Here is a 26,889-nt window from a genome sequence, read left to right as displayed (position 1 = left end):
CGGGAAGGCAACAAAACAGCAAGATGCGCAGACCGGACAAAACCTACAGGCCCCAGTGCGGTTTTCCCAGCTTTTCGGTCAGAAGACGCCAGGATTGCATCTGTTTCTGGAATTTGTTGTTGGTCGGCGCCACGTCCCTCACCTTCATCAACAGCTCGCTGGCGCGTCGCATATAGCTTTCATGCCAGCCATGGCGATGCACATAGGCCATGGTGGCATTGACCAGATTGAGCATGATCTGGATATTGTTGGGCATTTCGGTCAAAGCGCGGGCGAAGCGCTCAATGGCGGCATCATAAGCGCCACTCTGAGCATCGCGCACCGCCAGGTTGTTCATGTCGACCACGCCCTGCACATTCTCGGCAATCAGGCGGCGGCCCACTTCTCCGCGCCCGACCTCGTCAAACAGCACGCCAAGCCGGTTAAGCATGGACTCGTCATCATGGTGATTGCGCACCAGATCACGCATCACCTGATCGCCGAGCTGGGTCCGGTGCTGGGCGTAGCAGGCGCGGGCGAACTCCATCTGCGCCTCGGCATCCAGACCATCCGCCATTTGCTCGAAGCGCGCTTCGGCCTCTTTCAGCAATTGCTCGGCGCGCATGCCATTGCCGCTGTGAATCTGCACCTGGCTGTCGATGACATCGGCCATCCATTCGCCGGTCTGGTTGTAGCGGAAATCGCGCCGCAACCGCCCCAGGGTGCGACTGGCGTTACCGGTTTCCCCCTGAGCCAGTTGCACGCGCGCCAGCATGGCATAGTGGTTCGGGCTGCGATGCCAGGTGTACTTGGCAATCTCCAGCGTTTCGGTGCAGGCCACTTCCGCCACGGCCAGGTCATTGTTCATGAAGGCCACTTCGGCCAGCTGCTTCTGACGCCGGATCACCACCGGCGACAGGGCGGTAGCGGTCTGCAGGATGGCCTGAGCCTTCTCCAGTTCGCCACTGTCCCGGTGCAGGCGCGCCAGCCAATCGTAGGCTTCCATGATGCGATCATTGTCTGCCAGTACTTCCTCGAACAGCATGCGGGCCTCGCCATGCGCCTTCAGGCCGGTCAGCGCCTTGGCCAGACCGAGCTTGGCCCAGGGCACATCCTTCATGCGCAGCACATCCATATACAGGCTGCGCGCCGTATCGTAATCGCCGATACGCAGCGACAGCGAACCCTTGATCTTCATGAAGTCGAGCGTGAACTCTCCGCGCTCGGCGATCTTGCGGCTGCAGATTTCGATGGCGACCAGATACTCGTTGCGCAGGATGGCTTCGTCGATGGGGCGGAAGGCCGTGCGCTTGCGCATGGCCTTCGACAATCGCTGGGACAGCATCTCCCCGGAGAAGGGCTTGAGCAGATAATCGTCGGGGGCCAGTTCGGCAGCAGAAATCACGCGTTGCGAACGGCGCTCGCCGGTCACGATCATGAACACGCAGGACTGCTTGATCAGATTGCGTTCCTTGACCTCTTCGAACAGGTACAAGCCGTCGTAGCCATTGCCCAGGTCATAGTCACACAGCACGACATCGAAGTCGTAGCGCCCCATCTTGGACAGCGCATCACTGGCGCGGTTGGCGTACTCGACCTTCTCCGCCCCGAATGATGACAGAGTCATACCCATGGCGCGCTGCATCTCCGGCACGCTGTCGACGACCAGAAACAGCCTTCCACTGAAGCTGTTGCGGTACTCTTCCTCGCGATGCCCGGGTTCCGCGCCCAAGCCGAGCGCGGCAGACTGGATTGCCGGCTTGCCGGCTTTCGGCTTGTCACCCATGGTTGCCTGATCGCTCCATCCGCCTTCAGGCTGGCTGCAGCTTGGCGTAGCGCAGATCCAGCCATTTCATGCCGTGTTCGGCAAAATTGATTTGCAGGCGCACATCACTGCCGGCGCCCTCGGCATTGACCACCACCCCCAGACCAAACTTGGCATGGCTCACCGACTGACCAATGCGATAACCATGATCGGTCGCCGCACTACTGCGGCCCTGTGGTGCCCGCTGCCATGCCGCCGGGGCTTGCGGCGCCACCGCCGCCTGCTGTCCGGACAGCACCTTGACCAGTCCGGCGGGGACTTCGTCGACAAAGCGCGACCGGATCGGATAACGGCTCTGGCCGTGCAACATGCGCGCCTGGGCACAAGTCAGATATAGACGCTTGCGAGCCCGTGTCACTGCAACGTACATCAGCCGTCGCTCTTCTTCCAGCCCTTTACTGTCATTCAGGCTGTTTTCATGCGGGAAAAGCCCCTCTTCCAGACCGGAAACAAACACGGCGTCGAACTCCAGGCCCTTGGCCGCGTGCACCGTCATCAATTGCAGCGCATCCTCACCGGCTTCGGCCTGGTGATCGCCAGCCTCCAGAGCCGCCGAGGTGAGGAACTCGATCAGGGCCAGCGAAGGTTCATCGGCCACGAATGCCGCGGCAGCATTGACCAGTTCGTCCAGGTTGGCCAGTCGCTCCTCACCGTCCTTCTTGTCCTGTTCGTACATGGCGCGCAGGCCGGAGTCATCAATGGCCAGGCTGACCGTCTCGGCCAGCGTCAAGCCCTCGGCACGCTCGCGCATGGCATCCATCAGCAAGACAAACCTGGCCAGACTGGCCGCGCTGCGTCCCCCGCCGGCGGCGCAGGCCGCCTGCCAGAGCGACATGCCGCCCGCGACGCTGGCCGCCTGCAGATTCTCGATGGTCCGGGCACCGATGCCGCGTGCCGGCAGGTTGATCACCCGCAGCAAGGCATTGTCGTCCTCCGGATTGGCCAGCAGGCGCAGATAAGCCAGCGCATGCTTGATTTCCTGGCGTTCGAAGAAGCGCAGGCCGCCATAGATGCGATAGGGGATGCGACCATTGACCAGCGCATGCTCCAGCGCCCGCGACTGGGCATTGGAGCGATACAGCACGGCGATGTCGGACAGGTTCAGCCCTTCGCGCTTGAGGGCGCGGGCCTCATCGACAATGAACTCCGCCTCATCCCCATCCGACCAGGCCTCGTAAAAGCGGATTTCTTCACCGTCCCCCGCCTCGGTCCACAGGTTTTTGCCCAGACGACCGTCATTGTTCTCGATCAGGGCATTGGCGGCCTTGAGGATGGTGCCTGCCGAGCGATAGTTCTGTTCCAGCCGGATGGCGTCGCCGATGCCGTAATCGCGCAGCAGTGCGCGCATATTGCCGACTTCCGCCCCGCGGAAGGCGTAGATCGACTGATCGTCGTCACCGACGGCGAACAAGGCATTGTCCGTACCGGCCAGCAGGCGCAGCCAGGCGTACTGCAGGCGGTTGGTATCCTGAAACTCGTCGACCAGCAAAAAGCGGAAGCGGCTGCGGTAGTGCTCGCACAGGGCCTGATTGGCCGACAGCAATTCGTAGCTGCGCAGCAGCAGTTCGGCAAAATCGACCACACCTTCGCGCCGGCACTGGGCATCATAGGCCGCGTACAGCTCGATCAGCTTCTGGCCGTAGTAGTCATGGGCAGTCAGGCGATCCGGGCGCTGGCCGGCTTCCTTGTTGCCGTTGATGAAGTGCTGCACGCTGCGCGGCGGGAATTTCTCGTCGGACAACTCGAGGCTTTTCAGCAGGCGCTTGATGGCCGCCAGCTGATCCTGGGTATCCAGGATCTGGAAGGTCTGCGGCAGACCGGCATCACGGTAATGCAGCCGCAGCAGGCGATTGCACAGGCCGTGAAAGGTGCCGATCCACATGGTACGCACATTGACCGGAATCATCGCGGACAGCCGGGCCTGCATCTCGCGCGCCGCCTTGTTGGTAAAGGTCACGGCCAGCACCCCGGCCGGGCTGATCTGCCCGGTCTGGATCAGCCAGGCGATACGGGTGGTCAGCACACGGGTCTTGCCACTGCCGGCACCGGCCAGGACCAGGGCGCTTTGCGCCGGCCAGGTCACGGCACGCAGTTGTTCCGGATTGAGGCCGGCCAGCAAATCTGAACTCATGTGCATCTCGCAAGCGGTAAAAGCCGGATTTTACACCAGCCAGCGTCGGAAAACCGTGTCCGGCAGAGACGCGTCAGACGCGCTGATCCATCTCCAGTGCGGGGGTACCGCCTGTGCCCTGGCTGACGATGCGGGCCGGCACGCCGGCCACGGTACAGTGTGGCGGGACCTCGTCCAGCACCACGCTGCCGGCGCCCACCTTGGCGCACTCGCCGACATGGATGTTGCCCAGGACGGCCGCACCGGCACCGAGCATCACACCGTCACCGATCTTCGGATGGCGATCGCCGCGCTCCTTGCCGGAACCGCCCAGGGTGACACCATGCAGGATCGAGACATTGTTGCCGATCACGGCCGTTTCACCGACGACCACGCCGGTGCCGTGATCCAGCAAGATGCCGCGACCTAGCCGGGCGGCGGGATGAATATCGGCACCGGTCACCTCGGAAATGCGGTTTTGCAGGAACAGCGCCAGTGGCTGACGTCCGTTCAGCCACAACCAGTGGGTGATGCGCTGGCTCTGGATGGCATGAAACCCCTTGAAATACAGCAGGGGGGTAGCATAACCGTCACAAGCCGGATCGCGCTGGTAACACGCCTCGATATCGGCGCGCACGCTGTCGATGATGCGGCCATCGGCATCAAACGCCTCGCGGAACAACTCCATCAGGGCACGGGCATCCATCACCGGACTGGCCAGTTTGCTGGAGAGGTGAAACGCCAGCACGTCTTCTAGCGAGCGGTGCCGCAGCACCGTCATGTGCAGGAAACTGGCCAGCAGGGGCTCGGCTTCGGCCGCGGCCTGGGCCTCGAGCAGAATCGCCGACCACAAGGGATCTTCAGGCATATCGGACATCTGTTTTCTTTCTTGCTGCGGCCGGGCAGACCCCGACCGCGGGTTACAACAACACTACGTCAAACTGTTCCTGGGTATAGGAGCTCTCCACCGACAGCGACACCGGCTTGCCGATGAAGTCCACCAGCATGGCCAGACTCTGCGACTCCTCATCCAGGAACATATCGATCACCGGCTGCGCAGCCAGGATGCGGAAGCCGCGCGCCTCGAACTGCCGCGCCTCGCGCACAATCTCACGCTGAATCTCGTAGCAGACGGTCTGGGCGGTCTTGACCTCGCCACGGCCCTGACACTGCGGGCAGGTCTCGCACAAGACATGAGCCAGGCTTTCACGCGTGCGCTTGCGGGTAATCTCCACCAGTCCGAGGCTGGTAAAGCCGTTGAGGGTCACCCGGGTGCGGTCGCGCGCCAGTGAGCGCGCCAGCTCGTTGAGCACCGAATTGCGGTGTTCTTCGTTCTCCATGTCGATGAAATCGACAATGATGATGCCGCCCAGATTGCGCAGCCGTAACTGGCGTGCCAGTGCCTGGGTCGCTTCCAGATTGGTCTTGAAGATGGTTTCGTCGAAGTTGCGGTTGCCGACAAAGCCGCCGGTATTCACGTCGATGGTGGTCATCGCCTCGGTCTGGTCGATGATCAGATAACCACCGAACTTGAGGTTAACCCGACGCGCCAGCGCCTTGTCGATCTCGGCTTCAATCCCGTGCAACTCGAACAGCGGCCGTTCACCGCTGTAGCGCTGAATCTTGTCCACCGCCAGCGTCACATACTGCTCGGCAAACTCGGTCATGCGGCTATAGTTTTCCGTCGAGTCGACGATCACCTGCTCGGTCGATTCACTGACCATGTCGCGCAGCACACGCAAGGACAGCGGCAGATCTTCATACAGCAGGGATTGCGCCGGCAGATTCTTCGACTTGTAGCGGATGTCGGTCCACAGCTTGGACAGGTAGCCGACGTCGGCGGCCAATGCCTCATCGCTGGCGGTCTCGGCACTGGTGCGGATGATGAAGCCATGCGGCATGTCGGGCGGCAGCAGCTTCTCCAGCCGCGACTTGAGCGAATGACGCTCCTCTTCGTTTTCGATTTTCTGCGAAATGCCGATATGGGTTTCCTGAGGCAAATGCACCAGGAAGCGCCCGGCCAGGCTGATCTGGGTACTCAGGCGCGCGCCCTTGGTGCCGATCGGATCCTTGATGACCTGCACCAGTACCGTCTGCCCCTCGAACAGCATCTTCTCAATGCGCTGTGGCTCGGTCGGATGCTGGCGCTGTTCCAGCACGTCGGCGATATGCAGGAAGGCCGCTCTTTCCAGGCCGATCTCGATAAAGGCCGACTGCATGCCCGGCAGTACGCGCTTGACCTGGCCCAGATAAATATTGCCGACGATCCCGCGGCTGGCCGAACGCTCGATGTGCAGCTCCTGCACGATGGCATCTTCCAGCACCGCTACACGGGTCTCCTGCGGGGTGATGTTGACCAGAATCTGTTCCTTGTGGCGCGGAACATCGCGCGGCAGGGGAATGGTTTGATGCATCATGCGCCCCCTCAAGGAAAGACGTAGCCGAAGCGCGACAACAGTGCCGCGGTTTCAAACAGCGGCAAACCGACGACACCGGTGAAGCTGCCGTTGATGCGTTCGACAAACACCGAGGCTTTGCCCTGAATGCCATAGGCGCCGGCCTTGTCGAAGGCTTCGCCACTGTCCAGATAGCGCTGGATATCGGCCTCGCTCAGCGGTCGGAAGGTCACGTCGGTGATCGAGGTCACCTGCTCCACCCGCTCCCCCAGGCGTACGGCCACCGCGGTAATCACCTGATGGGTGCGACCGGAAAATGCCTGCAACATGCGCCGGGCATCTTCGGCATCCAGTGGCTTGCCGAAAATGACCCCGTCCTGCACCACCGTCGTATCGGCTGACAACAAGGCTCGCTCCGGCAGAGCGCAGCTTTGCACCACCGACCAGCCGGCATCGGCCTTGGCGCGCGCCAGGCGCTCGGCATAGACCCGGGCGTCTTCGCCGGGGAGCACCGATTCATCGATATCGGCATGGATCCGTTCGAAATGCAGGCCGAGCTGGGTCAACAACTCGCGGCGACGCGGACTTCCGGACGCCAGATACAGGGTTTCGTTTGCAGTCATGTTGGGCTATGGCAGTCGTGATTTGCTGTAAGCCTACCAGACGGGGGCATGGCGGACTACCTGCTTTCCGACGCGACCGTGACAAACCCTGCCGACATGCGTTCCAAGCGCCGACAGAAACCAAGGCTCGAAATGAAAAACGCCACGCGCAAGGCGTGGCGTTCATTCGTTACCGGGACCGAAGCGGTCAGGCCAGACGGCCGTGGCACTGCTTGTACTTCTTGCCGCTGCCGCACGGGCACGGATCATTGCGACTGATGCGCAGACCACGCTCGGCCAGAGCCTCCGGACTCAGCGCTTCATCTGAGAAGCCGGACCCCGGGGTGTCATGGTGCATCGAGGTTTCTCGTGCTTCCTGTGCTTCCAGCGCCTCGACTTCCTCGCGGCTGCGGATCTGTACCGTCATCAGCACACCGACCACGCTGCGCTTGATGCGCTCCAGCATATCGGCAAACAGCTCGAAGGCTTCGCGCTTGTATTCCTGCTTCGGATTCTTCTGTGCATAGCCACGAAGATGAATCCCCTGACGCAGATGCTCCATCGCCGACAGGTGTTCGCGCCAGTGAGAATCCAGCATCTGCAACACGATCGAATGTTCGAACTTGCGCATGCCCTCGTCACCGACCAGGGCCACCTTGGCGGCGTAGCTCTCTTCGGCCAGCTTGAGGATGCGTTCGCGGATATCGGGAATATCCAGCGTGGCTTCCTGCTGCAGCCATTCGCTGACCGGCGCATGCAACTGGTACTCGGCTTCCAGCACCTTCTCCAGCCCCGGCAGATCCCACAGCTCGTCCATTGAATCCGGCGGAATGTGCAGGTCGATCAGATCGCCCAGCACGCCTTCGCGCATATTGGTCACGATGGCGCTGACATCTTCGTCTTCGAGAATCTCGTTACGCTGCTGATAGATCACCTTGCGCTGATCGTTGGCAACGTCATCGTATTCCAGCAGCTGCTTGCGCACGTCAAAGTTGCGGCCTTCCACCTTGCGCTGGGCGTTCTCGATGGAACGACTGACCCACGGATGCTCGATGGCCTCGCCTTCCGGCATTTTCAGCCGCTCCATGATCGCGGCGACGCGATCGGAGGCAAAAATCCGCAGCAGCGGGTCTTCCAGCGACAGATAGAAACGCGAGGAACCCGGGTCGCCCTGACGACCGGAACGGCCGCGCAGCTGGTTGTCGATCCGGCGCGACTCATGGCGCTCGGTGCCGACGATATGCAGACCACCGGCGGCCAGCACGGCATCATGGCGTTCCTGCCACTCGCTGCGCAGGGCTTCGATGCGCTGCTGCTTTTGCTCTTCGCTCAGACTCTCATCATTGCGCACCGCCTGGATATCGGTTTCCGGGTTGCCACCCAGCACGATGTCGGTACCGCGACCGGCCATATTGGTCGCGACGGTCACCACGCCCGGACGACCGGCCTGAACCACAATGTCGGCTTCGCGGGCGTGCTCCTTGGCATTGAGCACGTTGTGCGGCAGCTTGGCGCGGGTCAGCAGCGACGAGATCAACTCCGAGTTCTCGATCGAAGTGGTACCGACCAGAACCGGCTGGCCACGCTTGTGACAATCGGCGATGTCGTCGATGATCGCCTGGTATTTTTCGGCAGCGGTACGATAAACCTTGTCCTGCGCATCCTTGCGCACCATCGGACGGTTGGTCGGGATCACCACGGTTTCCAGACCGTAAATCTCCTGGAATTCGTACGCTTCGGTGTCGGCGGTACCGGTCATGCCGGACAGCTTGCCATAGAGGCGGAAGTAGTTCTGGAAGGTGATTGAGGCCAGCGTCTGGTTTTCGCGATTGATCTCGACGCCTTCCTTGGCTTCCACGGCCTGATGCAGGCCATCGGACCAGCGGCGGCCCGGCATCAGACGGCCGGTAAATTCATCCACGATCACCACTTCGCCATCCTGGACCACATAGTGCTGGTCACGCAGGAACAGCGAATGGGCCTTGAGCGCGGCCATCAGGTGATGCATCAGCGAAATGTTGGTGGCGGAGTACAGGCTGTCGCCCTCGCGCAGCATGCCCATTTCGGCCAGCAGCTGTTCACAGCGCTCGTGACCTGCCTCGGACAGCATGACCGAATGGCCCTTCTCGTCCACCCAGTAGTGGCCTTCGCCATCTTCCTTTTCCTGGCGCTGCAGCTTGCCGGGAATGGCATTCATCCGGGTATAGAGATCAAGATTGTCTTCCGCCGGACCAGAGATAATCAGCGGGGTACGCGCCTCGTCAATCAGGATCGAGTCGACTTCATCGACCACGGCGAAGGCCAGCGGGCGCTGAACTTTCTCGCCCAGATTGAAGACCATGTTGTCGCGCAGGTAATCGAAACCGAATTCGTTGTTGGTCCCGTAGGTAATGTCGGCGGCGTAGGCGGCCTGCTTGGTCGAGTGATCCATCTGGCTGAGGTTCACGCCGACCGACAGGCCGAGGAAGTTGTACAGGCGGCCCATGGTACCGGCATCGCGGCTGGCCAGATAATCGTTGACCGTTACCACGTGCACACCCTTGCCGGTCAGGGCATTCAGGTAGACAGGGAGGGTGGCGACCAGGGTCTTGCCTTCACCGGTGCGCATTTCGGCGATCTTGCCGGCATTGAGTACCATGCCGCCGATCAGTTGCACATCGAAATGGCGCATGCCCAGCACCCGGCGCGAGGCTTCGCGGCAGACGGCAAACGCCTCCGGCAACAGATCATCGACCGTGGCACCGGCGGCCAGGCGCTGGCGGAATTCAGCGGTCTTGCCTGCAAGCGCCTCATCGGACAGCGAGCGCATGCCTTCTTCGAGGGCATTGATGCGAACCACCACTTGGCGGTATTGCTTCAGCAACCGTTCGTTGCGGCTGCCGAACACTTTCTTGAGGAGCGAGGAAATCATCTATCGAATCCAGGGGAGCCAGCTAGGCCAAAAATGACGGAGAGTTTAGCACATTCAATGCACTGCATATCAGGGCATGATTGCTTTGAATCAAGAGGCTGTTGCGTCGAGCCGGTCGTTTCTTTGCACCAAGCGGCGATTTCTGACAGCTTAATAGCGCAATGATGAATTAGAATTCAGACGAATCCCATACTGAGCCATTCATGAGAAGTCGCACACCGTATCAAATCGCCAGCCATGATCGCACTCTGGCTCAACTGACGGAACAAGCCCGCGCCCTGCTGAAACTGGACCGGGCATTTCGCAAGATGCTGCCGCCAGCCGTCGCGGCCAGTTGTCGTGCCGTGCGCATCGAAGACGGGGAACTGCTGCTGTTTGCCGACAACGGCCTGATCGCCGCCCGGCTGCGCATGCTGGCGCCGGGCCTGTTGCCGCAGCTGGCGGCACTGGGCTATCCGGCAGACCGGGTCAAGGTTCGCGTCAACCTGCAAATCGCACCGCCGGTGCGGGAAAAGAAACTGGTGATCGGTGAAAGCGCCCTGGACGCCATCGAGCAGGCGGCGGCTCAGGCGGTGAAGCACCCGCTGGTCGCCGAGGCGCTGGCCAGGCTGATCGCCCATCACCGCAAATAAGCCCAGCCCTCAGATCACGTAATCCTGAACATCCGGAAACACCGCCAGCTTGCGTGGCCGCACATACACCAGATCTCCCGGCGCCAGCGCCAGCTCGCGATAACGCTCCTTGGCCAGCGCCACCTCAATGGGCTCGGCATCGTCACGGCGCAACTCGAGCCGTACCAGCGGTCCCACCGCATGGATATGCTCGACCCGCCCCTGTGCCAGCGCACCGGCCGGGTCGCGGCTGATATCCAGATCGTGCGGACGCACATAGGCCACCGCCCGCTCGCTGTCATCCACACCCTGAACATGATGGGCAAACGGCCCGATGGTCAGCTGCCCCTGCTCCACCCTGCCGTGGAACAGGTTCACATCCCCCAGAAAGTGGGTGACGAACGGCGTGGCCGGATGTTCGTAAATCTCGTCCGGCGCACCGACCTGCTCGATGCGGCCATGGTTCATTACCACCACCCGGTCGGAGACTTCCAGTGCCTCTTCCTGGTCATGGGTGACAAACACGCTGGTCAGATGGATTTCATCGTGCAGATCGCGCAGCCAGCGCCGCAGATCCTTGCGCACCTTGGCATCCAGTGCGCCGAAGGGTTCATCCAGCAACAGCACCTTGGGCTCGACCGCCAGCGAACGCGCCAGCGCGATTCGCTGACGTTGCCCGCCCGACAACTGCGCCGGATAGGCATTGGCCAGCCAGTCCAGCTGGACCAGCTTGAGCAGAGACATCACCCGCTCGCGAATTTCCGCCTTGCCCGGGCGCGTGGCACGCGGCTTGACCGACAGGCCGAACGCCACGTTATCGAATACCGTCATGTGGCGAAACAGCGCGTAATGCTGAAAGACGAAACCGACTTGCCGCTCGCTGACGTGCCGCCTGGTAGCATCCTCGCCGGAAAACAAGATCTGTCCGGCATCCGGCTGATCCAGTCCGGCAATCATGCGCAGCAGCGTGGTCTTGCCACAGCCGGACGGGCCGAGCAATGCCAGCAGCTCGCCGGGGTTGACCTGCAAATCCACCTGATCCAGCGCGGTGAAATCGCCAAAACGTTTGCTCAGCTTGCGAACCTCGATACTCATACCGACTCCTGGTTAAGCGGTCTCATGGCTTGCAGACGCAGATCCAGCGTCCGGGTAGTGGCCAGCGCGTCGGCACGACGCTGACGCCACTCCACCAGCGCTTTGGCCAGCAAAGTCAGCAAGGCCAGCAGCGTCAGCAGCGAAGCACAGGCGAAGGCGCCGACGAAGTTGTATTCGTTGTAAAGAATTTCAATGTGCAGCGGCAGGGTAATGGTTTCGCCGCGGATATGGCCGGACACCACGCTCACGGCACCAAACTCGCCCATGGCCCGGGCATTGGTCAGAATCACGCCGTAGAGCAAGCCCCATTTGATATTCGGCACCGTCACACGCCAGAAGGTCTGCCAGCCCGAGGCGCCGAGCACCAGCGCCGCCTGCTCTTCCTCCGAGCCCTGTGACTGCATCAAGGGGATCAATTCCCGCGCCACGAAAGGGAAGGTGACAAAGACCGAGGCCAACACGATGCCGGAGACGGCAAACACCACCTTGAAGCCATGCGCTTCGAGCCATCCCCCCAGCGGCGAATGCACACCGAACAGCAGCACATACATCAGACCGGCGACCACCGGCGAAACGGAAAACGGCAGATCGATCAGGGTGGTGAACAGGCTTTTGCCGCGGAATTCGAAACGGGCGATACACCAGGCGGCACAGACCCCGAAGATCAGGTTCAGCGGCAAGGCCACCGAGGTGGCCAGCAGAGTCAGACGAATCGCTGCCAGCGCATCCTCATCGACCAGAGCGGCCGCATACAGGGAAAACCCCTGGCTGAAGGCCTGCTGGAACACCACGAACAGCGGCAAGAGCAGGAACAGTGTCAGGAACAGGACAGCCAGCACAATCAACGACCAGCGGATGACCGGGCTGCCCGCACGCGAATCGACGTAAGCACTCATGAAGGGTTCCTCAACGTCCGGCGCCGTGACGCCGGGCAATGCGCCACTGCAACACATTGATCAGCAACAGGCAGACAAAGGCAATGGCCAGCATGACCACCGCCACGGCCGTCGCACCGTTCTGATCGTACTGATCCAGCTTGGCCACAATGATCAGCGGCGCAATCTCGGACACCCGCGGAATATTGCCGGCAATGAAAATCACCGAACCGTATTCCCCAGCCCCGCGGGCAAACGCCAGTGCCACCCCGGTCAGCAGAGAGGGGAGCAAGGCAGGCAAAACCACCCGGCGGACGATTTGCCAGCGTGTCGCCCCCAGACAGCTGGCGGCCTCCTCAAGCTCACGCTCCAGGCCCAGCAAAACCGGCTCCACGGTACGCACCACAAAAGGCAGGCCGATGAAAGTCAGTGCCACCACAATGCCCAGCGGCGAGAACGCCACCTTCAGCCCCAACGGCGCCAGGTACTGGCCGATCAGGCCGGAAGGGGCATACAGGGCGGTCAGAGCAATGCCGGCCACCGCCGTCGGCAGGGCGAAGGGCAAATCAATCATCGCGTCGAACAGGCGTCGACCCGGAAAGGGATAGCGCACCAGGACCCAGGCCACCAGCAGGCCAAACACGGCATTGATCAGCGCCGCGTACAGCGCCGCCACGAAGGACAGACGGATGGCGGCCAAGACACGGCTGTCGCTGATGGTGTGCCAGAAAGCCGGCAAGCCCATGCTTGCGGTCGAGACGATCAGCGCGGCAAAGGGCAGGATGACGATCAGTCCGAGCCAGAACAGGCTCACACCGAAGGCCAGGCTGAAGCCCGGCAACATGCTGTATTGGCGGTTAAGTAAGGTCATGGGTGCGGCATCACGATGGCGAAGGCAGTATGGCACTATACCGTCTGATTTTTATTCCCATAAATAATATCGGGAAATACCATTAGCCACCGTGGTTATAACCAGTCCCGCCCCTGTCTCAGACCAGCTGAAAACGCCGCACCTGCTCGCTTAGCGCTTGAGACAGGCATTTGAGACTGTCACTGGTACTGGCGACCGACTGGGTTGCACCCAGGTTCTCGGTCGCCATACTGCCGATTCGTTCGATACTGGCGGCAATCTGGCGGCTTTCACTCACCTGACGGCCCAGGGTCTCGCGCAGTCCATCCAGCTGATCCAGTGAATTCTGCGCATCCTGGCTGAGTTGGGTCAGCGGCGGCATGATGCCCTCGATCAATTGCACACCGCGCTGCATCTCTTCCCTGCCCTGGCCGATACGGGCCACCGCCACACCGGTTTCGTCATCGATAGCGGTAATCACCCGATTGATTTCTGACGTCGCCTGCGAGGTACGATCGGCCAGCTTGCGCACCTCATCCGCCACCACGGCAAACCCGCGTCCGGTTTCGCCGGCACGCGCCGCCTCGATCGAGGCATTGAGCGCCAGCAGGTTGGTCTGATCGGCAATTTCCTTGACCGTATCCAGCATCTGCCGCACCGACAGCGCCCGTTCGCGCAGCGCCTCCACCGACGTCGCAGACTCGCTGACGGTCACGGCAATGCGAGCCACCTCGCGCGAAGCGTCTTCAATCATGCGGCAACCCTGACGGGCCAGATCGCGCGCCCGCTCTGCCTGATCTCGGGTTTCATCCGCAGCCGCCGCCACCGCGCGCGATTCGCTGGCCAGACCACTGACGGCCGTCGAGACCGAGGCGACAGCGTCATGCTGGGCATGCGAGCCATGCCGCACGTGATCCACCGGTCCGGCCATGGCACCGGCAGCACCATGAACCTGATCCGCGGAGGAACGAATGGCGCTGATCAGGCCGGACAAGGCTCGCTGCATGCTGTTGAGCGACTGCGCCAACGCAGCCGGCTCGCCCCCTCCCGACACCTGCAGCTCACCGCTCAGCTGCCCTTGCGCCACCTGGTCGGCAAACTGCACCGCACGCCGCAGGGGCAGCACGATGCTGCGTGTTACCAGCAGCGCCAGCAGGGCACCGAGCAACACGGCCACGATCGCCATGCCACTGAGCAGCAACCGGGCCTGTGCCACAGCCACCTCCAGCTGCTGACGACCGTCCTGCATGGCCTGACGCTCTTTGTCGACCAAAGCGGTGGATGCGGCCAGCACGGACTGCAGCGCCGGCTGGGTCTTGGCGACAAAATGGGCCAGCGCGCCCTCCGGTCCCTGTACCTCGATCTGGATCACCGTCTCGTGAAACAGGTCGGCATAACTGGCCCGCTGCGACACCAGTGCATCAATCAGGGTCTTGTCCATCGGTTCGTCATCGGACTTGACCAGCCTGGCCAGCGACTGATCCACCGCCGCGTTTGCCTCATCCATCTGCTTGTAGAGCGGGATCCGCTGGGCCTGCTCTTTGGTCAGCAGCAATTGCAGCAAGGGCAGCGCCGCCCCCTGGGCATGTCGCTGAATATCCTCGGCCAGCGACAGACGCACGGCCTGCTGGTCGACAATCTGGCGGGTAACCATTTGCTGCTGCTGCATTTGCGACAGCGCCAGACCCGCCACCAGCAACAGCAGGGCCAGCAAGACGGCAAAAGCCAGCGCAAGCCGGCCACCGATACCAAGATGACGCAAGGGATTCATGATTGCCCCTGATGAAGAAGTTGGACAGTCATCCTGTCCGATCAAGGCAGCTCAAGATCGCGAGTTGCCCAGTTTCTGATTGAACCAGTGATCGAGCGACAGACGACCACTGCCATGAAAAGCCAGCACCAGCAACAGGGCGCCCCACAAATAATGGTCTTTCAAGCCGAGTTCCGGGATATCCGGAAAGGAAATGGCCGCCATGAGGTTGGTCACGAACAGCCCGGCGGCAGCAAAGCGTCCGCAGAATCCGAACAGTAGCAGGGTCGACAGGCCGACCTCGCCCGCCGTGCCCATGACAGCCGCCAGATGTGGCGGCAGCACCGGCACCTTGTAGAAATAGTCGAACAGGTCCAGCGTCCCGGACCAGTCAGACAACTTGAGCCAGCCGGCGCGGAAAAACACCTGCCACAGATAAATACGCAGCCCCAGATCAAACAGCGGCCGCACCCAGCACTCAATCAACGTGATCACCTGCAGGCAAAACCGGTAGCCCTGGCACCATACGTTCTTCATGATCACTCCCTGGCCCGGGCCCGAATCAGCAGGCCACGGCCAATCAACATGGCCAGCAGGGCCTGCAAATCAAAATCCGACTCATCCGGCACGGCATCCAATGCCTGTTGCAGCGTTTGCCCTGCAGCAAGCGCCGCCAGCACGGTTGCTGCCAGTGCCGGCAGCAGACTCACGGTCACCCCGACGGCCTCTCGCACGACCAGCACCGATTGCGCACAGGAAAAATCGATGGCCATCTCACCGACATGATCCGGCTGATTGACGCGCCAGATGTCATGCAAAGGCCAGTCAGAGCGCAGCAGGGCATGTGCCGACATCAGCTCGAAACACAGCGCCCCCACTCCTCCGGCGGCGTCCGCGTCAGCAGCGACAGATCTTGTGGCGGCGCATCCGCCGCACCGCTGACCTGCAGCATCAGCCACTCCAGCCGGGCCACGTCGGGCAGATAGGGCAAACCGGCCACAGCTTCCAGGCCGGCCAGAAATGCCGGAAAAGCCTCGCCATAGCGATTCAAATCGCCTGACTTACTGGGATAACGCTGCGCATAACGGCGGGTGACCGCCTGCATAAAGGGCTCGCCGACAATTCGGCCCACCAGCGGATAGGTGAGCTGCAAGGCCCCCGCCAGATTGGACAACACACTTTGCCGATAGGCCTGGATGGCTCGCCCGGCACGGGCCGGATCGCCGGCGCAGCAGGCCAGCAGGTCGTCCGCCTCATTGGCAAAGACCGCCGTGGCGAATGCCTGTTGCAACTCATGCAAGGCAGACATTTCGCACCTCCCGACAGTCATCCAGGCAGGCTTGTGCCCGGGCGGCCTCGGCCAGCAGCTCGCTCAGCGGCGGAATGTCCTGATCCCATTCGATCAGGGTCGGTCTCGGGCCAAAGCGTTGCAGCGCCGAGCGGTATAGGGCCCAGACCGCTTCGTGCACGGGCCGGGAATGGGTATCGATCAACAAACCATCGTCTTCTTCGTAGCCTGCCAGGTGGATTTCGGCCACCGCCTCGGCGGGCATGGCGGCCAGGAATGATTCGGCGCAAAAGCCGTGATTGACGGCGCTGACGTGAATATTATTCACATCCAGCAGCAACAGGCAGCCGGTTCGCTGCACCACTGCCGCGAGAAAATCCCACTCCGGCATGTCCTCGGGCAAGAAACGCAGATAGCTGGAGACATTCTCCAGCAGAATCTGGCGCCCCAGCACCTGCTGAACCTGTTCGACATGATCACAGACCCGCTGCAAGGCTTCTCTGGTATAGGGCAAAGGCAGCAGGTCATTGAGCCAGCGGCCACCGATGGCCGACCAGCAGAGATGCTCGGAAACGGCGGCGGGCTCGATGCGCGCCACCAGCCGTTTGAGTTGTTGCAGATGGCGGGCATCCAGTGCATCAGCCCCGCCCAGCGACATGCCGACCCCGTGCAGGCTGACCGGGTAGTGCGCCCGGACCGATTCCAGCGCAGCCAGTGCCGGTCCGCCTGCCATGAAGTAGTTCTCGCTGTGCACTTCCACCCAGCCCAGCTTCGGCCAGCCTGCCCGCACCTCGTCGAGGTGCGGGGCACGCAGACCGATGCCGGCACTCACGGGCAGAGACACCGCGTTCGTCAGGATCGGCATCGTCACTCCCCGCCTCAGTGACCGGCCGGTTGCAGTTTGCCGCCCATCTGCTGGCACGAACCGGTCGGCACCAGCTTGAAATCATTGGGATCATTGTCGACCTTGGACTGGCCGGCGCAGGAGTGCTTGCTGAACTTGCTGGCGCAGTCGTTCTTGCCCGCCTTGGCGATACCGAAGCATTGTTCCTTGTCGGCGGCCGAGGCGGTGGCAGCAACGGTCATCAGGCCAACGGCAAGCAGGCCAACAGCAGCGGACTGGATCATTTTGCGAGAAGTCATGGTTTCAATCTCCTTGGTGTTTGCATCAAGGCACCGGCCCTCCGGTACCAGAAACCCTTGATCGGGCTTTCTGATGGTTGGTCGCGGCCCAAGTGGATTTCTTACACCACACTGTAGATTTTTTTACCGAAACTGCTCGCCCAGCCGCGCCAAAGACCAGTCGACTGACTACAAACGCAAAAAACCTCCCTCTTTAATGGCAGGCGATGCCGCCAACCAGCCATATCTAACCCGACATTCCGCCGCAAACGTCATTTCACTGCTTTTCTCAGCCTGCCTGTGCCCGCATTTCAGGTTGCCGCACTGCATCATGTCGGTTACGCTGACTTTCATCACGGACATCAATAAATATCGGGACAAAGCATGACGATTCACGACTATATGCAGACCGTTGGTCGCGCTGCCCGGGCCGCCAGCCGACAGCTGGCCCGTGCCGACAGCGAGCAGAAGAATCGCGCCCTGCTGGCCATGGCGGATGCCATCGAACGCGATCGCAGCCAATTGGCCGAAGCCAACCGCCAGGATCTGGCAGCGGCTGAAGCGGCCGGGCTGGAGCCCGCTCTGCTTGACCGGCTGACCCTGAGCGACAAGGGCATCAGCGCCATGGCCGAAGGCCTGCGCCAGGTTGCCGCGCTGCCGGACCCGGTCGGCGAGATGAGCGACTTCAGCTATCGTCCGTCCGGCATCCAGCTGGGCAAGATGCGCGTGCCGCTGGGTGTGGTCGGCATCATTTACGAAGCGCGGCCGAACGTCACCGCCGACGCTGCCGCCCTGTGCCTGAAATCCGGCAATGCCGCCATCCTGCGCGGAGGCTCCGAGGCCTTTCATTGCAATCAGGCCATCGCCGCCTGTGTGCGCGAAGGGCTGCAGGCTGCCGGCTTGCCGCAGACCGCCGTGCAGGTCATCGAAACCACTGACCGTGCCGCGGTTGGCGCCCTGATCACCATGCCGGAGTACGTCGACGTCCTGGTGCCGCGCGGCGGCAAGGGGCTGATCGCCCGCATCAGTGCCGAGGCGCGCGTACCGGTGATCAAGCATCTGGATGGCAACTGCCACGTTTTCATCGATGAGGCAGCCGATCCCGCAAAGGCCATCGCCATTGCCGTCAATGCCAAGACCCACCGTTATGGTACCTGCAACACCATGGAGACCCTGCTGGTTCATCAGGCCATGGCCGCTGCGCTGCTGCCGCAACTGGCCGCCGCCTATGGCGACAAGGGTGTAGCTTTGCGCGGCTGCGAACGGACGGTGGCCCTGCTGGGCGCCTCGGTACAGGCGGCCAGCGAAGAAGACTGGTTTACGGAGTATCTGGCGCCCATTCTGGCCGTGCGCGTCGTCGACGATCTGGATCAGGCGATCGAGCACATCAATCACTATGGCAGCCACCATACCGATGCCATCGTGACCGAAAACTACACGCGGGCACGGCGTTTCCTGCGCGAGGTGGATTCTGCCAGTGTGATGGTCAATGCCAGTACCCGCTTCGCCGATGGCTTCGAATATGGTCTGGGCGCAGAGATCGGCATTTCGACCGACAAGATCCATGCACGCGGGCCAGTCGGGCTGCTCGGCCTGACCAGCCAGAAATGGGTCGTACTCGGGGACGGCCAGATCCGGCAATGAGTTTTCGGCATGGCCCATGCCATGCCACAACCGGGAGATGTGGACAAGCTGTGCACAAGCTGTTCACAAGATGTGGAGTGATTCGAGGCTCCTAAGTACTACCACTTAAATGCCACTTTTCTTTTGGCAAAGCCCCGACAAGTTGCATAAAACGGCTAATGAGTCTCCTGGTTACAGGGCTCATTGGCCCCCCGCAGCCATTTCTGCCCACCCCCACTCGGGTGGGCATTTTTCTTTGCCGGCCGCGGAGCTCATCACTCGCCGTGATTGCCATGACACCAAGCAGGCATCGCCATGTATCGACATATCATTGCTGCCGTCGATGGCAGCCCTTCTGCCAGCCATGCATTGCAGGAGGCGGCACAACTGGCCAGGCAAATGCAGGCCGCCCTGACCGTGGTCCACCTGCTCGACCTGCAGCAGTTGGCCCGGGGCGATCATGAGCTGATTCCGCTGGCGGAAAGCCTGGCGCAAGCCAGGCTGCACGGACAAACCCTCCTGGCGCAGGCCTGCCGCCAAATACAGGCAGCCGCGGACATCGAGGTACGGCACTATCTGGGAGAATGCTGGCATGGCAAGCGGGATATGGCGATGGTACTGACTCGCTTTGCCCGGGAGGTTGATGCCGATCTGCTGGTGCTGGCCACGCATGGCCAGGGAGGGATGCGTCACATGCTGATGGGCAGCTTCAGCGAGCATGTCATGCGTCAGGCCTCCTGCCCGATGATGATGGTGCGTTACAACCCGGCCAGGGCCAGCACACCAGCCCCACAAACCATGAGCAATGCTTAATCTGCCTTCCTGGCAAAGACAAAAAACTCGCGATTACCGTCCCCTCCGGTAATCGGGCTGTCGAACCACTTCAGCAATTGCATCCCCTCGGCGGCCAGTGCATCGCTCATCTTGCGACGAACACCGTCATACAGCCGTGGATCGCGCACAATGCCACCACGACCGATGCCTTCGCGGCCCACTTCAAACTGCGGCTTGACCAGCGACAGCAGGTAGCCGCCCGGACGCAACAGGGCCAGCGCAGAAGGCAGCACCAGAGTCAGGGAAATGAACGACACATCGCCAATCACCAGGTCGAAGGGCTGCGCCTCATTGGCTGCCAGCAATATCGACGGATCCAGCGCCCGGGCATTCACCCCCTCAAAGAAACGCACGCGCGCATCGCTGCGCAGCCGCGCCGCCAGCTGGTCATGGCCGACATCCACCCCGACCACCCGGCACGCACCAGCCTGCAGCACACAATCGGTAAAGCCCCCGGTCGACTGACCGACATCCAGCACGCTCATCCCCCGCACATCGAGTTGGGCCGACTGCAACGCGCCGGCCATTTTCAGACCGCCACGCGAGACATAACGATCAGCCGGGTCAGGGCGGACCTGGAAAGCAGCAAAATCAGGGGGAAACTTCTGGCCGGACTTGTTGACCGGCACCAGACGGCCGTCGATCTCGGCGCTGACGCGACCGGCATCAATCAGATTTTGGGCATTGGTCCGCGAAGGGGCCAACCCCAGGGCAACGAGCAACAAATCGGCACGGATCATGGCAGGTGGCAGGCTGGAAAAGCCGTCAGGGTGGCGTCGTCAGACAAAGCTGTCAACTGCCGTACCGCATCCCGGTGCTAGAATCGCATTTTTACCCATGCAGGAGGCGGTTTATGGATGGCTATCAACTGGATGCCGTTGAAGTCCGGGTCTTGAGCGTACTGGTGGAGAAACAGGCGCTGACGCCGGATGCCTATCCGCTGACGCTCAACGCGCTGACCGGCGCCTGCAATCAGCTGACCAGCCGCGAGCCGGTCATGCAACTGAGCGAGAGCGACATTCTCGCCGCGCTGGACAGCCTGATGGCGCAGAAGCTGATCGCCGAACGCACGCCGGCCGGCAGCCGGGTGGCCAAATACGAGCATCGCCTCAACTACGCCTGGAATATTGACGGCGCCAGACTGGCGGCCCTGGCCTTGCTGATGCTGCGCGGCGCCCAGACCGCCGCCGAAATCCGTGCACGCAGCGGACGGATCTATGCCTTCTCCAGCACGGAAGAGGTCGAAAGTGCCCTGCTGGCGCTGGCGGACAAGTATCCGCCCATGGCGCTGAAACTGGCCAGACAACCGGGGGCACGCGAGGCGCGCTGGGCGCACCTGCTCAGCGGCGAACCGCAGCAGATGGCACAAGCGTGCAGCGAGATCGATGTCGGGCTGGCCGGACGGGTGGCTGCCCTGGAAGCACAGGTCGAGGCACTGCGCACCCGGCTGGCCGAACTCGAGAGCCAGCTCGATCAGTAGCCCCCAGCAAACCGGCGGGGACCGGCTCAGTCAAACAGCTGCTGATACAGATACACCAGCACCCGCGCCAGATCGGTCGCGGTCTGAGCCTGACCGGCATTCCCGCCATGACCGCCACTGTCGGTCTCGTAAAACAGCGGGGCATGACCGAGCGCATTGAGTTGCGCCACCATCTTGCGTGCATGGGCCGGATGAACCCGGTCATCGCGCCGGCTGGTGGTAAACAGCGCTCGCGGGTAACCCTTCCCAGGCTGCAGTTGATGATAGGGCGAGTAGGCCTGCAGATGCGGACGCTGAGCAGCATCGTCCGGATCGCCATACTCGTCGATCCAGCTGGCACCGGCCAGCAGCCGGGTATAGCCCAGCATGTCCAGCAGCGGCACCTCGCACACGACTGCACGGAACAGCTCGGGACGACGCACCATGGCGGCGCCGACGAGCAAACCGCCATTGCTGCCCCCTTCGATGGCCAGCCGGTCGGGTCGGGTGACGCCCCGTGCAATCAGGTCCTCGGCCACACAGATGAAATCTTCAAAACTGACCGCACGCCGAACCCCTTGTGCCGCCTGGTGCCAGGCCGGGCCAAACTCGCCACCGCCTCGGATATTGGCCACCACGAAAACCCCGCCCTTTTCCAGCCAGTGCGGCCCGAAGTTATCCATGTAATACGGCAACATGGCCACCTCAAAGCCGCCATAACCATACAGCAGGGTCGGGGCCTGTCCGTCGCGGGGCAGATCGCGGGCATGCACGATGAAATAAGGAATGTCGGTGCCATCGGCGGCACGGGCATGCCACTGTTCGGCGACAAAACGCGAGGCATCGAAGGCCGCCGGCTGGGCGCGCAGGCATTCCGGCGAGCCCAGCGGCAGCTCGAGGCGATACAGGCCGGTCGGGGTCAGAAAGTCGCTATAGCTGTAATACAGTACGTCGGTGTCCCAGGGCTGGTCGACAAATTCGATCACGCCATCCGACTGGGCCTGCAAGGCCACCTCGCACCATTGTCCCTGCTGCCAGCGAAAAGCCAGCAAACGGCTTTTCACATTCTCCAGCAGATTCACCAGAATAAAGCCGCGACTGCACTCGACCGACTCGACCGAGGCGCGCACCCCGGGACACAACAGGGGTGCCACCACGCCATTGTCGACCCGGTAGGTGATGAGCGCACCGGCCGGCAGGGTCTGCCCGGCATGCGTCCAGGGCTGGGCCAGCTTGACCAGCAAATCGCCATGCAGCCAGGCCAGCACTTCGGCATCGGCCGGCAGCGGCAGCGGCTGCGTACTCAAGTCCGCTCGCAGCAAGTGATAGCGCTTGCGGTAAAAGCCATCGGAAGCTTCGATCATGTCCAGCCAGCCGCCCGCGCAATCAAGAAAGCGCCAGGCCGTGACCATCATCGCACTGACCGGGGCGGTAAACAGCCGACGGGCCTGCGACCAGTCCTGACCACGCTCGAGCAGCCAGACCTCGCGCGGATAGCCGGCACGCGAGCATTGCCGCGCCTCCCAGGCCGGACAGACAAACAGGCTGTCCTGATCGCGCCATGCAACATGATTCTTGCCGAAGGGCAGGCTGAATCCCCCCTCGACAAAGGCCGCGGCCTCCAGATCGTACTCGCGGGTCACCGCGGCATCACTGCCGCCCAGACACAGTGTCAGCAGGCAGCGCGCGGGCCCCAGGGTGTAATGGGACACCCCTTCGAGATACCAGTCCTGCTGCTCGGCGGCGGCCAGTTGATCAATATCAAGCACCACCTGCCAATCGCTGGCTCCCGCGCGGTAGGCCGCCAGCGTGGTACGCCGATACACGCCACGCGGCTGCGCCTCGCTCTGGTGGAAGTTGTACAGCCACTCGCCATGCTGGTTGAAATAGGGAATCTGCCGGGTGTCACGCAAGGTTTGCAGGATCTCGGCCTGCAGGGGGGCAAAGCGTGCATCGGCATCCAGCACGGCGCTGGTACGGGCATTTTGTGCCTCGACCCAGCGCACGGCTTCGTCACTGTCGAGTTCTTCCAGCCAGAGATAGGGGTCAGCGTAAGCAGTCATGGTATTCGGGTTCGTCGCGGAAGCCGCGAGGGTAACACAAAGCCCCGACTCAGGCCGCCAGCACCGTGCGCAGCACGGCAACCACACGGTCGATTTCTTCCCGGCCGATCTGCCAGTGCGTCACCAGCCGCATGCGTCCGGCTTCCGGCGGGTTGGCCTTGATGCCGGCCTGCTCCAGCGCCTGCATCAGTCGCTCGGCAGACAGGGTCGGCGGTACCGTGAACCACACCAGATTGATGTCCACGGTCTGCAGATCCAGCTCGATACCGGGCAGTCCGGCCAATTGCTGCGCCATATAGCGGGCATGAGCATGGTCTTCGTGCAGTCGCTGGCTCATTTCGTTGAGGGCCAGCAGACCCGGCGCAGCCAGCACACCGACCTGACGCATGCCGCCACCAAGCAGCTTGCGCTTGCGCCTTGCCTGGGCAATGAAGGCGGACGAGCCGGCAAGAATCGAGCCGACCGGCGCCGCCAGACCTTTCGACAGGCAGAACATCACACTGTCGACCTGCGCAGTGATCTCGCGCACATCCACGCCAAGGCTGACTGCGGCATTGAAGACCCGGGCACCATCCAGATGCACCGGAATAGCATGGTCCCGGGCGATGGCACGGATCGCCTGCATATAGCTTAGTGGCAGGACCCGGCCGCCAGAGTGGGCATTTTCCAGGCAGATCAGACCGGTTTTCGGGAAATGGATGTCATCGCCAATGCGGATCCGGCTGGCCACGGCCTCGGGTGGCATCAGGCCATCGACGCTGTCGACCGTGCGCATCTGCACACCGGCAATCACGGCCGCTGCACCAGCCTCATGCCAGATGATGTGGCAGTCATCGGCGGCAATCACCTCATTGCCACGCTGACAGTGGGTAAACAATGCCAGCTGGTTGCCCATGGTGCCGCTGGGCACGAACAGAGCGTCCGCCATGCCGACCTTCTGCGCCGCCTGCCGCTCCAGTTCACACACGGTCGGGTCATCACCATAGACATCATCCCCTACCGCCGCCTGTGCCATCGCCGCCCGCATGGCGGGTGTCGGCTGGGTGACGGTATCACTGCGCATATCGATCCACTGCATGTTTTTCCCCAATTTAAAAGACGCAACGGCGACCCTGGGTCGCCGTTGACTGCAGACATCACGTCTGGCTCATGCCGGCCGTACCGGCGCATATTGTGCGACTGCTCAGACGTCAGACGCCATAAGATTGTTTGATCTGGCTGACTCGTTCCTGCGCTTTGAGAATGGCGTGCGGCGTCATGCCGATCTGGGAACCGCACTTGCATCGGACGGGGACATCGGGCGACAGGGCTTTCAGGTCTACCCGGCTTTCATGACCGCACGCATCGCAGGCAATGACGATGGTGGCGTTGTAATGCTTGTCGAGGTCGATATCGAATCTCGGCGACTGCTTCATGGGACTCTCCCTTGCAGAAACGACGAAAAGCCTTGTCGGCCAACGACGGGAACCTCGACGGAACAACGGTGAAAGCCATCAGGACCCGACCGTGACACACGCAAGACTCTCCCTAACGATAGCGAGAGACACCGCGTGTCACCAGCAATTTCTCCTTGCCACGCAGAATTTGGCTGCTCGCGTTGCAAGCACGCCAATCGGTCCGACCTGACTGTTGCAAGCCTGCCTCAGGCCGGCCACAGGGTAGTCAGCCCGCCCCCTTTGCAGTATGCTGTCGCCGCTTGAAAAGCCCGCAGGAATTCAACGACATGGACCAGCCCAGCGCCAACCTTGAACGCCGTTTCGGCGGCATCGGCCGTTTGTACGGCAACGATGCGCTGTCGCGTTTTGCCAACGCCCACGTTTGCGTGATCGGCGTCGGCGGCGTCGGCTCCTGGGCGGTGGAAGCCCTGGCGCGCAGCGCCATCGGCAAACTGACGCTGATCGACCTCGACAACGTGGCTGAATCCAACGTCAACCGCCAACTGCCGGCCCTGGATCCCCACTTCGGCATGGCCAAGGTCACGGCGCTGCATCAGCGTATCCTGGCCATCAATCCGGCCTGCCAGGTCACCGAGATCGAAGACTTCGTCACCCTCGACAATCTGGACCAGATGCTCGGCGCCGGCTACGACTTCGTCATCGACTGCATTGACGAACTGCGCGTCAAGACTGCCATCGCCGCCTGGTGTGTGCGCCATCGCCTGCCTTTCATCGTCAGCGGCGGCGCCGGCGGGCAGATGGATCCGACCCAGATCAAGACTGGCGACCTGTCCGAAGCACGCTATGACCCACTGCTCTCAAAGCTGCGCTACAGCCTGCGCCGCCATCACGGCTTCCCGCGCGACGCCCGCATGAAAGTACCGTGCATCTACTCCACCGAGCAGCTGATTTATCCACAGGCCAGTTGTGACACCTCACAAGGCGCGGCCCCCCAGGGCCTGTCCTGCGCCGGCTTTGGCGCGAGCATGGCGGTCACGGCCAGCTTCGGCCTGATTGCCGCAGCCGAGTGCCTGAAACAGCTGAGCAAAGGCAAAGCAGTGCGCTGAGCGCCCCTGTCCAGCCGGTCAGCCCGGTAAACTTCGGCCCTCATCGGGCGTCTCAGGGAAACCCGGTACGGAGTACGCCCATGACATGTCCAAAAACATGGATCACCAGCCTGACAGGCAGCGCCCTGTCCCTGGGTTTTCTCGCGGTTTTGCTGCCTCACCTGCTCAGTCATCTGCGCTCAGGTGACCTGCTGCTCACGGCAGGACATCTGGTGTTGTTGGCCTTGCTGAGCTTTACCTTGCAGTACCATGCCAGGCGGCTCTGGGCACAACGACCTTGACACTCCCCCCCGCCCTCTCCCCTGCATGCTTCATGGCAATTTTCCGCAGCAAAAGGTAATTCTTTTGTCATGGCCATTTATTTCATATAAAGATATATTGATGTAATATGATGGCGATTCCTTCACTTTTGCTTGGAAATACAATGAAAAAAATACTGTTCCCTTGCGTGCTGGCACTCTTACTGGCACAGCAAAGTCAGGCTGCCGGGGCTTTGCTGGAAACGCCGGTGCGTTACACCGACGATGCCGGGGTGGTTGACTCGGTCAAGGCGGAATGCAAGATCGAAGACATGCTGGCCAAGGACGTCGGGGCGGCGCTGGCAGACGATCATGGCGGTACAGGCACCATCGATGCCAAGGCCGATCAGAGTCAGCAGACCGTCCTGCGCCTGCGTATTTCCTTCGTCATGGGTGTCGGTGGCGGCGGCTGGACCGGGCCGAAAGCCATCACGGTGAAGCCTCAGCTGCTTGAAAACGGCAAGCTCACCCGCGAGGGCAAGTTGACCCGCTGGTCGACCGGTGGCGCCTTCGCTGCGTTCAAGGGAACCTGTGACATCCTGCGCCGCTGCAGCAAGCAGATTGCCGAAGATATGGTGGAGTGGGTGAAGGACCCGACGTACGAACTGGATAGCGAAGATCCTCCCAAGGACGCATCGGCCGCCAAATAAGCCTGACAGTCGAGCCCGGGGCACGTCTCTATTCGCCCCGACAA

General features: G+C 62.0%; 26 protein-coding genes. 7 read left to right on the top strand and 19 right to left on the bottom strand.

Annotated elements, in window-relative coordinates; translation table 11 throughout:
* Positions 1-43: 43 nt before the first annotated feature.
* The 6 genes from JNO51_RS00985 to secA form a co-directional block, all read right to left on the bottom strand.
* Complete coding sequence (locus JNO51_RS00985; protein ID WP_215780300.1) at positions 44-1,765, bottom strand: response regulator; 1,722 nt, start codon at positions 1,763-1,765, stop codon at positions 44-46.
* A 25-nt stretch (positions 1,766-1,790) separates the two neighbouring features.
* Positions 1,791-3,935: a UvrD-helicase domain-containing protein gene (locus JNO51_RS00980; protein ID WP_215780299.1), complete on the bottom strand. Its 2,145-nt coding sequence runs from the start codon at positions 3,933-3,935 to the stop codon at positions 1,791-1,793.
* A gap of 73 nt (positions 3,936-4,008) precedes the next feature.
* Positions 4,009-4,791: a serine O-acetyltransferase gene (gene cysE / locus JNO51_RS00975; RefSeq protein ID WP_215780298.1), complete on the bottom strand. Its 783-nt coding sequence runs from the start codon at positions 4,789-4,791 to the stop codon at positions 4,009-4,011.
* Between the two features lie 43 nt (positions 4,792-4,834).
* Positions 4,835-6,331, bottom strand: a complete 1,497-nt coding sequence (gene rng, locus JNO51_RS00970; protein WP_252346144.1) for a ribonuclease G — start codon at positions 6,329-6,331, stop codon at positions 4,835-4,837.
* An 8-nt stretch (positions 6,332-6,339) separates the two neighbouring features.
* The gene (locus tag JNO51_RS00965; RefSeq protein ID WP_215780297.1) at positions 6,340-6,933 is read right to left on the bottom strand and encodes a nucleoside triphosphate pyrophosphatase; all 594 of its coding nucleotides are present in this window, start codon (positions 6,931-6,933) and stop codon (positions 6,340-6,342) included.
* A gap of 187 nt (positions 6,934-7,120) precedes the next feature.
* The gene (gene secA / locus JNO51_RS00960; RefSeq protein WP_215780294.1) at positions 7,121-9,823 is read right to left on the bottom strand and encodes a preprotein translocase subunit SecA; all 2,703 of its coding nucleotides are present in this window, start codon (positions 9,821-9,823) and stop codon (positions 7,121-7,123) included.
* A gap of 203 nt (positions 9,824-10,026) precedes the next feature.
* On the opposite strand from secA, the gene JNO51_RS00955 reads away from it, so the two are divergent.
* The gene (locus JNO51_RS00955; RefSeq protein WP_215780292.1) at positions 10,027-10,455 is read left to right on the top strand and encodes a DciA family protein; all 429 of its coding nucleotides are present in this window, start codon (positions 10,027-10,029) and stop codon (positions 10,453-10,455) included.
* A 9-nt stretch (positions 10,456-10,464) separates the two neighbouring features.
* On the opposite strand, the gene JNO51_RS00950 is transcribed toward JNO51_RS00955, so the two are convergent.
* The 9 genes from JNO51_RS00950 to JNO51_RS00910 all read right to left on the bottom strand — a co-directional run bounded on the left by JNO51_RS00950 (position 10,465) and on the right by JNO51_RS00910 (position 17,435).
* A complete protein-coding gene (locus JNO51_RS00950; RefSeq protein ID WP_215780291.1) occupies positions 10,465-11,529 on the bottom strand; it encodes a sulfate/molybdate ABC transporter ATP-binding protein in 1,065 nt (354 codons plus the stop codon).
* Positions 11,526-12,425: a sulfate ABC transporter permease subunit CysW gene (gene cysW / locus JNO51_RS00945; protein WP_215780290.1), complete on the bottom strand. Its 900-nt coding sequence runs from the start codon at positions 12,423-12,425 to the stop codon at positions 11,526-11,528. The genes JNO51_RS00950 and cysW overlap by 4 nt, the downstream gene beginning before the upstream one ends.
* Positions 12,426-12,435: 10 nt before the next feature.
* Entirely contained in the window at positions 12,436-13,275 is an 840-nt protein-coding gene (gene cysT / locus JNO51_RS00940) for a sulfate ABC transporter permease subunit CysT (protein ID WP_215780289.1), read from the bottom strand.
* A gap of 118 nt (positions 13,276-13,393) precedes the next feature.
* On the bottom strand, positions 13,394-15,025 hold the full coding sequence (locus JNO51_RS00935) for a methyl-accepting chemotaxis protein (RefSeq protein ID WP_215780288.1): 1,632 nt from the start codon (positions 15,023-15,025) through the stop codon (positions 13,394-13,396).
* Between the two features lie 51 nt (positions 15,026-15,076).
* Positions 15,077-15,541 (bottom strand): DoxX family protein, encoded by a 465-nt coding sequence (locus JNO51_RS00930; RefSeq protein ID WP_215780287.1) that lies wholly within the window; start codon positions 15,539-15,541, stop codon positions 15,077-15,079.
* Positions 15,542-15,543: 2 nt separating this feature from the next.
* Complete coding sequence (locus tag JNO51_RS00925) at positions 15,544-15,858, bottom strand: hypothetical protein (protein WP_215780286.1); 315 nt, start codon at positions 15,856-15,858, stop codon at positions 15,544-15,546.
* Entirely contained in the window at positions 15,858-16,313 is a 456-nt protein-coding gene (locus JNO51_RS00920) for a DNA-binding domain-containing protein (protein WP_215780285.1), read from the bottom strand. The genes JNO51_RS00925 and JNO51_RS00920 overlap by 1 nt, the downstream gene beginning before the upstream one ends.
* Positions 16,297-17,157: a DUF692 domain-containing protein gene (locus JNO51_RS00915; RefSeq protein WP_215780282.1), complete on the bottom strand. Its 861-nt coding sequence runs from the start codon at positions 17,155-17,157 to the stop codon at positions 16,297-16,299. The genes JNO51_RS00920 and JNO51_RS00915 overlap by 17 nt, the downstream gene beginning before the upstream one ends.
* 14 nt (positions 17,158-17,171) lie before the next feature.
* Positions 17,172-17,435 (bottom strand): DUF2282 domain-containing protein, encoded by a 264-nt coding sequence (locus tag JNO51_RS00910; protein WP_215780281.1) that lies wholly within the window; start codon positions 17,433-17,435, stop codon positions 17,172-17,174.
* A gap of 363 nt (positions 17,436-17,798) precedes the next feature.
* Between JNO51_RS00910 and JNO51_RS00905 the strand changes: the two genes are divergently transcribed.
* Both JNO51_RS00905 and JNO51_RS00900 read left to right on the top strand, forming a co-directional pair.
* Positions 17,799-19,058 (top strand): glutamate-5-semialdehyde dehydrogenase, encoded by a 1,260-nt coding sequence (locus JNO51_RS00905; RefSeq protein WP_215780280.1) that lies wholly within the window; start codon positions 17,799-17,801, stop codon positions 19,056-19,058.
* A 294-nt stretch (positions 19,059-19,352) separates the two neighbouring features.
* Positions 19,353-19,850 carry a universal stress protein gene (locus tag JNO51_RS00900; protein WP_215780279.1) on the top strand — a complete coding sequence of 166 codons (498 nt, stop codon included), beginning with the start codon at positions 19,353-19,355 and terminating at the stop codon, positions 19,848-19,850.
* On the opposite strand, the gene JNO51_RS00895 is transcribed toward JNO51_RS00900, so the two are convergent.
* Positions 19,847-20,611, bottom strand: coding sequence for a TlyA family RNA methyltransferase (locus tag JNO51_RS00895; RefSeq protein ID WP_215780278.1), 765 nt, complete (start codon positions 20,609-20,611; stop codon positions 19,847-19,849). The genes JNO51_RS00900 and JNO51_RS00895 overlap by 4 nt on opposite strands.
* A gap of 113 nt (positions 20,612-20,724) precedes the next feature.
* Here JNO51_RS00895 and JNO51_RS00890 point away from each other — a divergent pair, with 113 nt between their 5' ends.
* Positions 20,725-21,351: a YceH family protein gene (locus JNO51_RS00890; protein ID WP_215780277.1), complete on the top strand. Its 627-nt coding sequence runs from the start codon at positions 20,725-20,727 to the stop codon at positions 21,349-21,351.
* A 26-nt stretch (positions 21,352-21,377) separates the two neighbouring features.
* Here JNO51_RS00890 and JNO51_RS00885 read toward each other — a convergent pair whose 3' ends face one another.
* The 3 genes from JNO51_RS00885 to JNO51_RS00875 form a co-directional block, all read right to left on the bottom strand.
* Positions 21,378-23,393, bottom strand: coding sequence for a prolyl oligopeptidase family protein (locus JNO51_RS00885; protein ID WP_215780276.1), 2,016 nt, complete (start codon positions 23,391-23,393; stop codon positions 21,378-21,380).
* A 49-nt stretch (positions 23,394-23,442) separates the two neighbouring features.
* Entirely contained in the window at positions 23,443-24,471 is a 1,029-nt protein-coding gene (gene ltaE / locus JNO51_RS00880; protein WP_215780274.1) for a low-specificity L-threonine aldolase, read from the bottom strand.
* A 112-nt stretch (positions 24,472-24,583) separates the two neighbouring features.
* A complete protein-coding gene (locus tag JNO51_RS00875) occupies positions 24,584-24,808 on the bottom strand; it encodes a hypothetical protein (protein ID WP_215780271.1) in 225 nt (74 codons plus the stop codon).
* Between the two features lie 308 nt (positions 24,809-25,116).
* Between JNO51_RS00875 and JNO51_RS00870 the strand changes: the two genes are divergently transcribed.
* The 3 genes from JNO51_RS00870 (at position 25,117) to JNO51_RS00860 (ending at position 26,845) form a co-directional block, all read left to right on the top strand.
* Positions 25,117-25,896, top strand: a complete 780-nt coding sequence (locus tag JNO51_RS00870; RefSeq protein ID WP_215780269.1) for a ThiF family adenylyltransferase — start codon at positions 25,117-25,119, stop codon at positions 25,894-25,896.
* A gap of 80 nt (positions 25,897-25,976) precedes the next feature.
* Positions 25,977-26,177 carry a hypothetical protein gene (locus JNO51_RS00865; RefSeq protein WP_215780267.1) on the top strand — a complete coding sequence of 67 codons (201 nt, stop codon included), beginning with the start codon at positions 25,977-25,979 and terminating at the stop codon, positions 26,175-26,177.
* 143 nt (positions 26,178-26,320) lie between these two features.
* Complete coding sequence (locus tag JNO51_RS00860; RefSeq protein WP_215780265.1) at positions 26,321-26,845, top strand: hypothetical protein; 525 nt, start codon at positions 26,321-26,323, stop codon at positions 26,843-26,845.
* The last annotated feature ends 44 nt before the right edge of the window (positions 26,846-26,889 follow it).

Source organism: Paludibacterium sp. B53371, from assembly GCF_018802765.1.
Lineage (GTDB): Bacteria > Pseudomonadota > Gammaproteobacteria > Burkholderiales > Chromobacteriaceae > Paludibacterium.
This window is presented reverse-complemented; position numbering and strand designations above follow the sequence as displayed.